The following is a 12,986-nucleotide window of genomic DNA, read 5'->3' as shown; positions in this document are numbered from 1 at the left end:
TAGGCCTGAAAGGCGTCAGCGGTTATTGGTGTGACAGCGTCAAGGTTATAGCCCCAGATCGCTTAGACTCGGATGACCATTGGGGCGGCGACCGAGTGGCCAGTGGAACTTGCGGTCCGCCTCTTGGATAGGGTGTTCATTGATGCTGGCAAAGCGATGCGCCATAAAACCATTCCCGTCGAACTCCCAATTCTCGTTGCCATAGGCGCGGAACCAGTTTCCACTGTCGTCGTGATACTCATAGGCATAGCGCACGGCGATGCGATTGCCGCCATAAGCCCACAACTCCTTGATCAGGCGATAGCCCAACTCCTTGGCCCATTTGCGGGTCAAGAACTCTTCAATCTGCGCACGCCCTTCGGGAAACTCGGCCCGATTGCGCCATTTGCTGTCAGGCGTATACGCGAGGGCAACCTTTGCAGGATTGCGACCGTTCCAGCCGTCTTCTGCGAGGCGGACCTTTTCAATAGCAGTGTCTTTCGTAAATGGCGGTAACGGATGGCGCGGGGCTTCGGATGTCATGGCCGCCCCCTTATTCAGCCACAAGGCCAACGGCGGTTGCTGGCATGGCCTGAAACCTTGGCAGGGCTTCGAAACGGGCGAGCCATGCGCGGACATTTGGGTAGGGATCAAGCGAGACGTTCCCCTCGGGCGCATGGGCGGTATAGGAGTAATTCGCAACATCGGCGATTGTCGGGCGATCGCCAACCAACCAATCGCGACCTTCCAGCCCATGTTCCAGTTTTTGCATTGCTTTGGTCGCTGTTGCATCGGCGAAATCTACGTCCAAGGGGGCGCCGAAAACGGTGATCAGACGTGCGGCACAGGACCCAAAGGCAACTTCGCCTGCCGCAAGTGTCAACCAGCGTTGAACATTGGCCTCATCGATCGGAGTGCTTGGCATCCAGTCCGGCGCATATGTCCGTGCGAGGTAGACGAGGATTGCGTTGGAATCCGATACGATCACATCGCCATCCTCCATGACAGGGACCTGCCCGTTCGGGTTCATGGCCAGAAACTCAGGTGACTTATGCGCACCATTTGCGAGGTCTACGGGAACTTCCTCATGTGCGATCCCTGCGAGTTTCGCAAACACCAAGGCGCGGTGGGCGTGACCTGATTTTGCGAAGTGGTGAATGCGAACGGCGTTTGACATCGGTGTCTCCAGTCATTTTTCAAGATATGTGCAAGCCCTACCAGTTGCGCATTGCGGCGATAATCGTCTAATTTGGCGTAAGTTTAAGCCCTAGGAGGGCGCAATAACATGGATAAGATCGACCGGATGCGGGCCTTTGCGCTCGTCGCCAAGAACGCCTCTTTCACTATTGCCGCGCAGCGCATGGGGCGATCTGCGCGATTGGTCAGCAAATATGTTGCTGATCTGGAAAACGCGCTTGGGGTGCAGCTGCTCAATCGCACCACGCGCAGTGTCTCTTTGACAGACGCTGGCGCGACATATCTCGCACTGTGTGAGCCGCTGCTTGATGGCTTTGACGAGCTAGAGGAAAGGGTCAGACACGATCAGACCTCGCTCAAGGGGGTGATACATATTTCGGCCCCCACCGGGTTCGGAGCTTTGCGGCTGACGCCGTCGCTGGCAAAGTTCGGGGAGAAACACCCCAATGTTGACCTCAATCTGCAATTCTCTGACCGCCGCGTGTCGATCATTGAGGAGGGCTTTGACCTCGCCATCAGGATTGGCCCGATGCGCGACAGCTCGCTCAAGGTACGGCAACTGGGCCCGATGCCGTTGGTCGTGTGTGCGTCGCCCGCCTATCTGGAACGCGCCGGAACGCCGGACGATCCGCGGGCGCTGGCCACGCATGAGTGTATTCTCGACGGGAACATGACCGAGCCGACTGTCTGGAGGTTTGATATTAATAGTCAGGAAGAGGCTGTTGCGGTCAGTGGACGTTTTCGCATGAACGCGCCCGCAGCCGCAGCACGGCTGGCTGCAACAGGCGCTGCGATCGCCCGTTGCCCCGCCTACACGGTGGCGGATGCCTTTAGGTCCGGTGATCTGGTCGAGCTTTTCGCCGAGCATCGGGTTTCGCCCTATGCTGTTGCGGCGCTCTTCCCGCAGAACAGGCGCCTTACAACGCGGGTGCGCGCGCTTATTGACCATCTCGCAGATGATCCAGAGCTTTGTTCCGATGGTGCCACGACCTGACTGGCGCTACGCCTTTGCCATATCGACGAAAGCTCTGAGACGGCGCGTCATGTTCCGCTTGCTGCGGTAATTCAAGGAATAGCGCGGAAGCTGCCCCACACGGCCACTGAGAACTTCGGTCAGGCCGCCTTTTTCCAGATGAGGCTGGGCTATTTCCCTGTACAGATACGCAAGACCAAGCCCTTTTCGATCGTGTCTCGGACGTCATAGCGTTCAGACTTGTGCTTAAGCGTGTTGATGTAGGTTTCTGTAAGCTTGGCTTGCATTTTTGGTGGCGCTTTGGTGGCGTTTCAATTGATAGGCACACCTTCACCCTGATTTCCCAAAACCCATAAACCAATGTAAACAAACGATTTAAAAACTGTGAGAAACAAGATCTCAAGAATTGCAAATCCGTGTACACCGGTTCATTTCCGGTACTCGCCTCCAATACCTTTCAATAACTTAGCGGATCGAATGATCCGACCACGTTGAAGGTCAAAGCTTTCCGCTCCTTTCGTTGCGCCTAAATTCTCCGCATCTTCTGACGAGGCGTCTTTATCTCAATCAGACATTGCAGCGCAAAGCCCCAGCCCCGCGTCCGCAAAGAGTAAGGATCAGAAGCGCCCGCAATCGACCTTCATTTTATCCCCCGTAATCGCCGAGGAAAGGTCGCTCGCGTAATAGAGTGCCGCGCGCCCCACTTCCTCAGGTGCGACCCAGCGCTTTAGGGCTGCCACATCGGTGTAGTTCTCACGCTCGATCTCCTCGACCGGCCTGCCTTCCGCTTCCGAGCGCCTTTTCAGGATACGGTCCATATTCTCGCCCGAAACCGCCCCCGGCATCAATGCGTTCACCCTGACGTTTACAGGCCCCAACTCGCGCGCCATCACTTCGGTAATCCCGATCAGCGCAAATTTCGACGCCGTATAGGCAGAGCGCATCGGATAGCCTTGGATCCCCATCAACGATGACATGTTAATGATCGATCCCGATTTTTGATCCGACATGATCTTGGCCGCCTCTTGCAGGCAATACATCGCCCCCACAAGGTTGATGTTCATACAGGCCACCCATTCCTCCATGTCAACATCGGCCACAGGCGCAATTGGCCCCGGACCGCCCGCATTGTTGAGCAATATATCAACACGCCCCGTAATCTGCTGGGCTTGTGCAAACATCGCTTTCACCTCGGCCTGATCTGACACGTCACAGGGGATCGCATGGCCGCCAATCTCTTGGGCCACACGCTGCAACGGCTCTAACCGCCGCCCCGTAACAACAACAGTGGCACCCGCATCCGCAAAAACACGCGCAGTTGCTTCGCCAATGCCGCTACCGCCGCCGGTAATAACGGCTAGTTTTCCATCAAGGCGGCAGGTGTCGGTTGAAATCAGGCTCATATCGTTTCCTTGCTAAAATCACGCCCCGGATCAAAGAGAGGCAATTCGGGCTCGCGCCCTAAAATGGCGTCTCCCATCAGTTTTCCAATGTAGGGGCCAATGGTATAGCCCCCGCGCACGCAGCCCAAAACATAGGCCCCCTCAACACCCGGCAAAGCACCGGCCAGCGGGTAGAAATCAGGCACATTCGCCTCAAACCCCGTCCAGCTGCGCAGCACCCGCGCCTTGGCCAAATCAGGCAAGGCGAATTGCGCCAAGGCCAGATTTGGGGTCACGGTCTGGGCGCTCACCTCGCCGCGCCCCTCTTGCGGAGTGCCGCGCCCTTGCCAGCCGCCGCCGATCAAAACAGTGCCGTTCGCCTTTTGCTTCATGGTCAGCAACCCCGTCGCATGGCCAATGACATGAGACATCATCGACGGCATCCGTTCGGTCACCGAAACGGTATTGATGCGTGCCTGAACAGGCAAATCTACATCCAGCAACGCCGCGAGCGGCTTTAGCCACGCACCAGTGGCCAGCAAGATGCGGCGCGCTTGGATACTGCCCTGCGGAGTCTTTAACGCAAAGCCCGATCGCCCCTGTGCGATCGCCCCGACCGCGGCATTCTCGCGATAGGATATCCCCATATCCTTTAGGCGCTTGCGGTAATACTGCCCTGTCAGGGATGAATTCGCATAGCCATCCTGTGAACAATAACTCGCCGCCCTGACCTTGGCACTTAGGCTCGGCTCGGCTGCGCGCAGCTCGGCAGGCGAGACAAAGGAAATAGGCGCCCCCGCCTCAGCCTTAAGCGTCTGGCGCTCAAGCAGCATCGCCTCTTCGCGTTCGGTAAAGGCCAGTGTATACCCCCCCGTTTTGCGAAACCCGACAGCCTCGCCCATCTGCTCCCATTCATGATGACCACGCAAAGCGTAGGGCATCAGCTTGACCCGCTTAATCTGTAGCGACAACGTGCCCGCGTTCACGCCAGAGGCCCCCTGCCCCAAATCGCCCTGTTCCAAAACGATGACACGCATGCCAGCTTCGGCAACACGCAAGGCTGTGCTGCACCCCATGATGCCGCCCCCGATGATGGCGATGTCGTATAGGTCGCTCATAGTGGTGCAGGCTTTGGGATTGGCAAATCATCATAGTCAAAATCCCCTGCCAAAGCAGCCGTCGGCACAGGGCGCAAAGGCGGGCGCGGCGTTGGCGGAGGCACATCCTTTATGTCGCCACCCCGCGCCTGCGCAACCAGCGCCGCAATCGCCGTCTGGCAAAATTTACCCCCACAAGGCCCCATGCCAGCACGCAGCCCTGATTTCACGGCATTGGCGCTTTGCGCCCCTGATGCGATCTCGGCCTCGATCATTGCGCGCGTCAGGCTTTCACAACGACAGACAATCGCTTCGGGCGTTGTCAGCGCCGTTGATGGCTTGGGCTTGCTCAGTGCGGTCATGGCCACCCCAAAACGCGACGCCGCGCGGAAACGCCCAGCCAGTTTTGCAATAGGCGCAACAGCAAGGCCCAGCTGACGCGCCGCGTTTTGCCCTGCTAACTTGCCCTGCAATTCAGCTGCCGCCGCACCGCGTATCCCTGCGCCATCCCCACAAATGATCAACCCATGGGTATCCGTGGTGCCATCGACCTCCGCCTTTGGCACCCACCCGCCAAGGTCGCCCTGATAGGTGATTGCGGCCCCCGCAAGCTGCGCCGCCTCGATTGAGGGGATCAAACCATTCCCAAGGCACAGGCTATCGGCCGATATCTGCGCGGGGTCTCCCCTTGGCGCGCCGCTTGCGTCCAGCTTGGCAATGCCAAGGCCGCTGACGGATTTCTCTCCCGCGATATGGGTCACCCCAGACCCCCAAAAAATCGGAACACGGGCCAGCATAAGATCCGCCAGCCAAACGCCGCCCCGTGCCGCCAAATCGGCACGTGCGGCCATTGCAGGCAGCGCGCGCAACCAGTCCCGCCGCCTGTTCGACGTAACAACACCCGCCACCTGACCGCCAAGGCGGCGAATTTCACTGGCGACAAAGAACACCAATGGCCCGCTACCGGCCACAACAGTCGCCTGCCCTGGCAGGGTCATTTCCTGCTTCATCAGCGCCGTTGCCCCCGCTAGGCCAATAACCCCCGGTGTGGTCCAGCCCGGGATCGGCTGGACATACTCTTGTGCGCCTGCCGCAATGATCAACAACTTTGCGCTCACGCTGGCTGCGCGCCCTTCCTGCAGGAAATGGATGCCCCACGCCTGCCCGTCACGTTCGATCTGCCAAACGCGGGCTTTGGACAAATGGGTTGCGCTACTGCCGCTCAACCCTTCGCGCAGCGCGTTACCTGCTGAATTTTCCGGCGTTTCAGGGGCTGCCAGAATGGCTGCCGACTTGGCCCGCCAAACCTGCCCCCCCGCACGCGGTTGTTCATCCAAAACAACAACCCGCGCGCCATAGCCCGCCGCCTCAATTGCCGCATTCGCCCCCGCAGGACCTGCGCCAATAACAGCGATATCATAGCTCTTAGTCATGGGCGGATTTTCCCAGCGAAAAGACCGCCAGCCCGTCCCCCACGACCTGCCGACAGCTTTCGACGGGCTGCTGATCAACCAGTACAACGCACTCCTGACAAAGCCCCATGCAACAAAAGCCCCCTCGGGCGCCCCCATCAACTGGCGCATCGCGCAAATACGTCACCCCCGCGCGGATCAAAGCGCTCAGAACCGTCTCACCTTCATGCGCAGTAACGGGCTGACCATCAAAGGTAAAACTGACAGCCCCCGCGCGCGAAATAAGAGAAGACTGATCTGGCACAAGACGGATCATGAATAGCTGATACCCAACTGATCAAAGGTGCGCTTGATCTTGTCGATATCGGCCTGTGTTGCGGGCAACACCGGATCACGTGGCACCCCCGCAGGCAAGCCAATCAGGTTCAACGCAGCCTTAAACGAAGCAGGCCACGTCGCCGTCCCCATAAGCATCTCATACAGAACCGTCAGCTGGATATGCGCCTTGCGATAGGCCGCATCAGGCGCCGACGTCCCCGCCGCCGCCATATCCGAGGGCAACATATCGGTAAACTCAGGCCCCGTCGCGATGAACCCTTTCGCGCCCAGCGCAAAGGCAGGCAGGATATAGTGGCACGGCCCCGTCATCACCGACATCTTATCCCCCAAACGATCCAACAGATGCGTGTGATAGAAAAAGTCCCGCTGGCTTTCTTTGATGCCGATCACATTGTGATGGTTCAGCAAAGTCTCGGTCTGGTCAACGGTCAGCGAAAACCCCATTCTGCGAGGCGAATTATACAGAACCAGCGGTTTATCCGTCGCGGCAGACAGCTTATCAAACCGCGCCATCAACTCGGCCTCGGAGGCCTTTAGAACATAGGTCTGCGGCATCGACAGCAAAACATCAGCACCGTTTTCCTCGGCTGCGTGAACATAGGCCAACGAGGCCTCGATTGTGGGCGCCGATATCCCCATCATCACGGGCACACGCCCCTTGGCGGTGTCCTTGGCCAGACGGACCAAACGGCCGCGCTCAGCCGCGTTCAACGCCCAGCTTTCGCCGTTGTCCCCCGCGATGCAAATACAGGTAGCGCCTTTGCCGATCAAAAACTCGAACATGTCGACAAAAGCATCCTCCATGATCTCACCTTTTTCGTTAAAAGGGGTCGCAATTGCAGGCACATAGCCGTGTAGGTCGTCTTTGTTCATGTGATCCTCATGGGGATGGAATTTCGCAGGTAAAGATCGCCCCGAATTGGGCATCTACGATGAATAATTCTGTTGGGTTGTCAGGGTGAAACGTGACCGACGTTGTCCAAAGCCCGTCGGGCAGCAGCACTTCGGCCAGCGGCGTGCCCAGCGCGTCAAAAACATAGGCCCGCCCCGCTTGCGCTTGGGCCACTGCCAGCCAGCCCAGATCGTTGCACGCCAGCCCATCTGGCCCAAGCCCACCTGACAGATGCAAGAATGTCCCAACCATCGGCAGGCCAGCGTCAGGCAGACGCGCAGAAAACCGCCAAACCTGATTGGCGCGTGTCGCGGCAACATAAATCCACGCCCCATCGGGCGAGGTGCAGATGCCGTTTGAGTAAGGGACGCAATCCACAACCAGCCTCAGATCGCCCCCTTCAGGCAGACAATAAACGCGCCCTGTTGGATCGCTGAGCGATGTGCGCCCGCTATCGGTAAACCACAACGTGCCATCGGGCGCATAGGTCATGTCCGACAGCCCCTTAAAGGGCTGATCGGGCAACCCCGTGCTCAGGACCTCAAAACTCTCGCGGCCCGTCAGTTCGATCAGCCCGTGATTGTAATCAACCGCAATACGGCGGCCACCAGAGGCTAGGCGCATCGCATGCGGCGCGCCTTCGATCTGATGCTCTAGGGTCCATTCTCCGGTAGGTGATATGCGAAACACCCGCCCATACGGCACGTCAGACAGCCACAGGTTCCCCTCGGCGTCAAAGAAAGCAGCCTCCAGAAAGGAATGCATCCTCTGCCCCGGGCGCGTGAGCTTGGCCCATGGCGACGGCGCGCCCTTGTGGTGGAACGCATCGGGCAGAACCGCAAAGGGCCGCGCCGTGAAGATGTGGGGAGCGCGCATCATTTGATAACCCCTTTTGCCATCAACGCAGCAATCTGCGCCGCGTCCAGCCCTGCTTCCCGCAAGATATCCATCGAATGCTGGCCATGTTTTGGCGGCCCCATGGTAAGGTCAGCCCCCCCTTCGCTCATCTTGAACGCGGCGAGCGGCAATGTCTCTGCTGTACCATCAGGGTTTTCCCGAAAATACCCGCGCGCCAAAAGCTGGGGGTTTTCAACCGCTTCCTTCAGGGTCTTTACAGGCTCTGCAGGTAAATCAGCAGCCCGCAAAGAGACCATCCAATCGGCTGTGCTTCGCTGTTGAAAAACCTTTACCAGTTCCGCCTTAAGCGCCTCTGAAGCCGCCCAAATGTCTTCCCAATCTCGAAGCTGCGCCAGCCCGTTCACAGGATGGCCCAAGGTTTCTAGCATCAAGGCCAGCTTGCGGTACTGCCCCGCCTGAAACGCGCCTAGCATCAGCTGACCATCTGCCGTCTGATAGGTTTGAATGCCAGCCTCCTTCGGGCGCGCCACCTTTAGCGGGTGCTGTTGCGCGGCGACTTCGGGCGACATCATTTGCAGGGCGACTTCCAACATCGACACCGAGATATGGCAGCCCCTGCCCGTTCGCCCCCGCTGCACCAATGCCGACACAACCGCAAAGGCCGCAGCATACCCCGTACTGTAATCGACAAAGGAAACACCGGGTTTGACGCCCCCGCATTGCGCAATGGTCCCGCTGGTGGCTTGGATCACATTATCATAGGCGCCGGTATCGGCCTCTGGCCCTGTGTCACCATACCCCGTGAGCGAACAATAGATCAGCGCCGGATTGATTTCACACAGCGCCTCATACCCCAGACCGCGCCGCGCCATGCCGCCTGTGGTGTAGTTTTCAACCAAGACATCAGCGCCTTTAACAAGCGTCCGAAACACTTCCCGTCCGGCGTCATCATCCAGATCCAACGCCAAAGCGCGTTTATTCCCGCCCTGCGTTTGATAGTTCAGCCCCAGCCCCATCGCATTCGCCTCTGGGTCGGGGCCGCGCCCACGGGCACAATCCGGCGCATCGGGGGCTTCGATCTTTAGAACATCAGCGCCCAGCAGGGCCATCTGATAGGTGCAAAACGGCCCCGCTAAAACATGGGTCACATCCAGAACCGAGATTTGCTCTAACGCGCCCAATGCCTTCTTCCTTACTCAGCCCCACCAATGTGTTTAATATACAAAACACTGTTTCCGTTACAATACACAAAGATCCCCAAAAGGATCCCCTCATTCTGCCCCCGCATAGCCCAGCTCGCGCGATATCCGCAAAGCGGCCGCTTTGGTTTCGGGCACATAAAAGCTTTGAACCCGATCAAAATCAAAACCACTGTCAGGGCCGGATATGTTCACACAGGCAACCACCTGCGCCGTATGATCACGCACAGGCACGGCAACGCTTGATCCTCCTGCTTCACGGAACCCCTGAGAAAAAACAAAGCCGTCTTCCCGCACGGATTGCACCCGCTGGCGCAGCGCCTCAAAACTCAGCGGCGTCTTTTCGGTAAAGGGAACCATTTCGATCTCGTCACACAGGCTGCGCAACTCATCATCCGACAAGGCCCCCAACAAGCACCACCCGATCGCCGAGGCATAGGCCTGCCGCCGCGTGCCCGTCACCATATTTGAGACATACCCCGTGCGCGCCTGATGGCTACCCAGATACAACACATCATGGCCCTCCAGAACGCTCAGATGCGCGCTGATCCCTGTGACATCGCGCAAATCAGACAGGAAGGGCCGCGAAATCGCGGTGATCGGCTGCTGATGAAGATAGGAAAACCCAAGGTTTAAAACACGCGCCCCCAGCGTATAGGTGTTTTTCTGCTCTGCCTCCTTCAAGAACCCCATCTGCTTTAGCGTATAAATCAGACGAAACGTCGAAGAGCGGCTCAGCTCCATCGCGCGCCCTATATCACTCAGCGACATAGGCTCCCCCGCGGCGCCCAAAATCTCCAAAACGCGCAGGCCGCGGTGCAAACCCGGCACAAAATAGACCTTGTGATTAGGAGATTCAGACATAATCGTCTCGGGCGTTGTTACAGGGGGTGGTTTCGTTTTACGGACAAAACACCACACCTACAATGCAGGAGTTACCAGCCCCCAAGGCGCGCCAAGGCTGTGATTGGCCGTTAATCAATCTTGTTCTTTTGATCGCTAGGCGAAACACCGAATTGCACGCGATAGGTCTTTGAAAAATGGGTGGGCGAATTAAACCCCGTGGCAAAAGCGATCTCGGTCACGGACATATCCGTTTGCACCAACAGACGCTGCGCCTTTTGCAGGCGCAAATCCACATAGTATTTCTTGGGTGAACAATTCAGATACCGCCCGAACAGGCGTTCCATCTGGCGCCCCGATATCCCGATCTCACGGGCAATCAAGGACGGCGGCATCGGCGCGTCTATGTTATCGGCCATGATCTGGGTTGCGCGTGCCAGATGCGCGTTGCGGATGCCATGGCGCGACTGTAGCGAAACCCGCTGCGCCGCGTCGCCCTCACGTACCGCATTATAAACCATCTGATCGGCCACTTCGGTCGCGATATCCTCGCCGTGCTTTTGGCGGATCAAATACAGCATCAGATCAGCAGTGGCCGCGCCCCCCGAAGCGGTTATGACAGGCGCATCAGGCACAAAAACACTGCGGCTTAGGCCAACTTGGGGGAACTCTTCGGCAAAGCTGTCGTGAAAATCCCAGTGGATCGCAGCCATCTGGTGATCCAACATGCCCGCTTCGGCCAGAATATACGCAGCAGAGCAAAGCGCCCCAACCCGCGCACCATGCACCCGCGCATGGCGCACCGCCGCCAATAATTCTGCCGTTGCAGCGCGCTGCACCCCCAACCCTGAAAGAACAAACAGATAATCCGTCTGACCAACATCTTTATAGCTTTTGCTGACGCGGGTCTCGGTCCCGTTTGAGGCGCGCGCATAATCGCCATCAGCCGAGGCAAGCGCCCAGCTGTAAAGCTCCTGTTTGGCCACATGGTTCGCAATTCGCAACGGCTCTAGCGCGCAGGAAAACGCCAGATGAGAGAAGTTTTCGACCAATAGAAAGGTGAAATGCTCTGGTTCCTGATGCCGTGATCCGTCCACGTCTTCTCCGATAAATGCCTACCTGTGGGGGTACCTTTGCAAATTTTCAGGGGCCCATACAGGCCCCCAAGTCATTTTCTACGCGATAGCGCCCAGCACAACGCAGCCCTTAATACGTTTGATTAAGCTCATCCGCCTCGGGGATTTCCCGCTCGCGTTTGTCGATATAGGCCAGCAGCTCTTCGTTGACCGCCTGATCCAGCTTTGGCTCTTGGTATTCGCTTAGCAGTTTGCGCGCATGGGTCAACGCGCGCTCGGTGATCTCGATGCTGCCCTCGGCCTGCCATTGCTCGATCGAATTGTTATCCATCATTTCTGGCATAAAGAAAGCACGCTGAAAGTTCTCCAACGTATGCGGATGGCCTAGGTAATGGCCCCCTGGGCCAATGTCTGACACGGCCGCGATCCCTGCGTCAAAGTCATCCCACCGTGGCCCTTCGGCCATGCGATAGGCCATCGCGCATTGCTCCGCATCCACAATGAACTTCGCGGTCGAACAATGCATCCCCGCCTCGTTCCACCCTGCCGAATGCCAGATATAGTTGGCCCCCGAATGCATCACAGCAGATAGCGTTGTTGCGCTCTCATATCCGGCTTGGGCGTCAAATACTTTGGACCCGCCCAGCGTGTTCGACGTGCGCCACGGGATATCATAAAACCGCGCCATCTGCCCGATCATAAAGTTCATCATGCTGATTTCAGGCGTGCCAGCCATCGGCGCGCCGGATTTCATCGAAACAGTCGCCAGATAATGCCCGTAAATCGCGGGGCACCCTTTGCGGACCACCTGCGTATAGGCCAGCGCACTCAGCGCTTCGGCGTTTAGCTGCGCAACTGTGGGCGCAACCGATGCCGGCGTGTTCGCGCCCCCCAATACAAAAGGAGAGCAAAGCACAGGCTGATTGCGCCTGTTAAACGCGCGCATCGCGCCCAGCATCGTTTCATCCCAAACCAGCGGCGAATTCCCGTTGCAGTTCCCTGTCACAACAGGGTGCGTTTCCATGAACTCCGCGCCAAAAAGGATCGCGCACATGTCCAGCACGTCTTCGGCGTTCTTTGGGCTGGTGGTCATGCCCATAAAGGTCTTGTCAGAGTATTTCATCGACGAATGAGTGATGCGCAAATGGCGGTGGCTGATCGCGTGGTCGTATGGCTCTACGATATGGTGGGCCGAGGAATGCAGCGCAGGCATCATATGCGCCAGCTTGTGGAACATCGCCAAATCGTCCAGCGTGGGGTTGCGGCGCACATTATCCAGATCCCGCAAAAACGGCGCCCCCGTCATCGGGATAAACATCGAATGTTTGCCGCCAAGGCGCACGTTCCGTTCGGGGTTACGCGCATGAAAGGTAAAATCGCTGGGGATCGTCTTGATCAGCTCGCGAACCAGCTCACGGTCCAGCCGCACCAGCTCGCCTTCAACATCCGCGCCCGCCTTGCGCCAATCCTCTAGCGCGATAGGATCGCGAAAGACGACACCGACATTTTCCAGAATGGACATAGAGGCATCATCAATCTTGCGCACCTGCTCTTCGTCCATCACCTCACAAACAGGCAAAGACCGCGTCAGCCCTGGCAACATGCTGAAATCTGTCGCCTCGCGCGTGGCACGGCGCGCGCTGCGCCCTCCGGCACGTCCTGATTTACGGTTGGATGTTTGCATGGCAGCCCCCTTTTTAGCTACCATGAAGCCAGAGCCACCGCGGGCCTGCATCACA

Annotated in this window: 13 protein-coding genes and 1 pseudogene; 1 reads left to right on the top strand and 13 read right to left on the bottom strand. The window is 58.0% G+C overall.

The genetic code is table 11. The features are described 5' to 3' along the window. Positions 1 to 45: 45 nt before the first annotated feature. Together Z948_RS0112825 and Z948_RS0112820 are read right to left on the bottom strand one after the other, a co-directional pair. Positions 46 to 522, bottom strand: coding sequence for a nuclear transport factor 2 family protein (locus Z948_RS0112825; RefSeq protein ID WP_025059964.1), 477 nt, complete (start codon positions 520 to 522; stop codon positions 46 to 48). Between the two features lie 10 nt (positions 523 to 532). Further along, the gene (locus Z948_RS0112820) at positions 533 to 1,156 is read right to left on the bottom strand and encodes a glutathione S-transferase family protein (RefSeq protein ID WP_025059963.1); all 624 of its coding nucleotides are present in this window, start codon (positions 1,154 to 1,156) and stop codon (positions 533 to 535) included. A 108-nt stretch (positions 1,157 to 1,264) separates the two neighbouring features. Here Z948_RS0112820 and Z948_RS0112815 point away from each other — a divergent pair, with 108 nt between their 5' ends. Then, positions 1,265 to 2,170, top strand: coding sequence for a LysR family transcriptional regulator (locus Z948_RS0112815; protein ID WP_025059962.1), 906 nt, complete (start codon positions 1,265 to 1,267; stop codon positions 2,168 to 2,170). 6 nt (positions 2,171 to 2,176) lie between these two features. Here Z948_RS0112815 and Z948_RS19295 read toward each other — a convergent pair. The 11 genes and pseudogenes from Z948_RS19295 to Z948_RS0112760 form a co-directional block, all read right to left on the bottom strand. Beyond that, a pseudogene (locus Z948_RS19295) lies at positions 2,177 to 2,344 on the bottom strand (LysR family transcriptional regulator); the annotation flags it as partial. 422 nt (positions 2,345 to 2,766) lie between these two features. Beyond that, the gene (locus Z948_RS0112805) at positions 2,767 to 3,552 is read right to left on the bottom strand and encodes an SDR family NAD(P)-dependent oxidoreductase (RefSeq protein WP_025059961.1); all 786 of its coding nucleotides are present in this window, start codon (positions 3,550 to 3,552) and stop codon (positions 2,767 to 2,769) included. Beyond that, positions 3,549 to 4,649 carry an NAD(P)/FAD-dependent oxidoreductase gene (locus Z948_RS0112800; RefSeq protein ID WP_025059960.1) on the bottom strand — a complete coding sequence of 367 codons (1,101 nt, stop codon included), beginning with the start codon at positions 4,647 to 4,649 and terminating at the stop codon, positions 3,549 to 3,551. The genes Z948_RS0112805 and Z948_RS0112800 overlap by 4 nt, the downstream gene beginning before the upstream one ends. After that, positions 4,646 to 6,061: an NAD(P)/FAD-dependent oxidoreductase gene (locus Z948_RS19275; RefSeq protein ID WP_025059959.1), complete on the bottom strand. Its 1,416-nt coding sequence runs from the start codon at positions 6,059 to 6,061 to the stop codon at positions 4,646 to 4,648. The genes Z948_RS0112800 and Z948_RS19275 overlap by 4 nt, the downstream gene beginning before the upstream one ends. Next, on the bottom strand, positions 6,054 to 6,356 hold the full coding sequence (locus Z948_RS0112790; RefSeq protein WP_025059958.1) for a (2Fe-2S)-binding protein: 303 nt from the start codon (positions 6,354 to 6,356) through the stop codon (positions 6,054 to 6,056). Before Z948_RS0112790 ends, Z948_RS19275 begins: the two co-directional genes overlap by 8 nt. Further along, a complete protein-coding gene (locus Z948_RS0112785) occupies positions 6,353 to 7,252 on the bottom strand; it encodes a dihydrodipicolinate synthase family protein (RefSeq protein ID WP_025059957.1) in 900 nt (299 codons plus the stop codon). Before Z948_RS0112785 ends, Z948_RS0112790 begins: the two co-directional genes overlap by 4 nt. A 7-nt stretch (positions 7,253 to 7,259) precedes the next feature. Further along, positions 7,260 to 8,150: an SMP-30/gluconolactonase/LRE family protein gene (locus Z948_RS0112780; RefSeq protein WP_025059956.1), complete on the bottom strand. Its 891-nt coding sequence runs from the start codon at positions 8,148 to 8,150 to the stop codon at positions 7,260 to 7,262. Next, positions 8,147 to 9,310, bottom strand: coding sequence for a CaiB/BaiF CoA transferase family protein (locus Z948_RS0112775; RefSeq protein WP_025059955.1), 1,164 nt, complete (start codon positions 9,308 to 9,310; stop codon positions 8,147 to 8,149). The genes Z948_RS0112780 and Z948_RS0112775 overlap by 4 nt, the downstream gene beginning before the upstream one ends. A gap of 90 nt (positions 9,311 to 9,400) precedes the next feature. Then, positions 9,401 to 10,192, bottom strand: a complete 792-nt coding sequence (locus tag Z948_RS0112770; protein WP_025059954.1) for an IclR family transcriptional regulator — start codon at positions 10,190 to 10,192, stop codon at positions 9,401 to 9,403. 110 nt (positions 10,193 to 10,302) lie between these two features. Then, a complete protein-coding gene (locus Z948_RS0112765; RefSeq protein WP_025059953.1) occupies positions 10,303 to 11,268 on the bottom strand; it encodes a GlxA family transcriptional regulator in 966 nt (321 codons plus the stop codon). Between the two features lie 109 nt (positions 11,269 to 11,377). Next, positions 11,378 to 12,931, bottom strand: a complete 1,554-nt coding sequence (locus Z948_RS0112760) for a trimethylamine methyltransferase family protein (RefSeq protein ID WP_025059952.1) — start codon at positions 12,929 to 12,931, stop codon at positions 11,378 to 11,380. Positions 12,932 to 12,986: the final 55 nt, after the last annotated feature.

Origin of the sequence: Sulfitobacter donghicola DSW-25 = KCTC 12864 = JCM 14565 (assembly GCF_000622405.1) — a bacterium.
Lineage (GTDB): Bacteria > Pseudomonadota > Alphaproteobacteria > Rhodobacterales > Rhodobacteraceae > Sulfitobacter > Sulfitobacter donghicola.
This window is presented reverse-complemented; position numbering and strand designations above follow the sequence as displayed.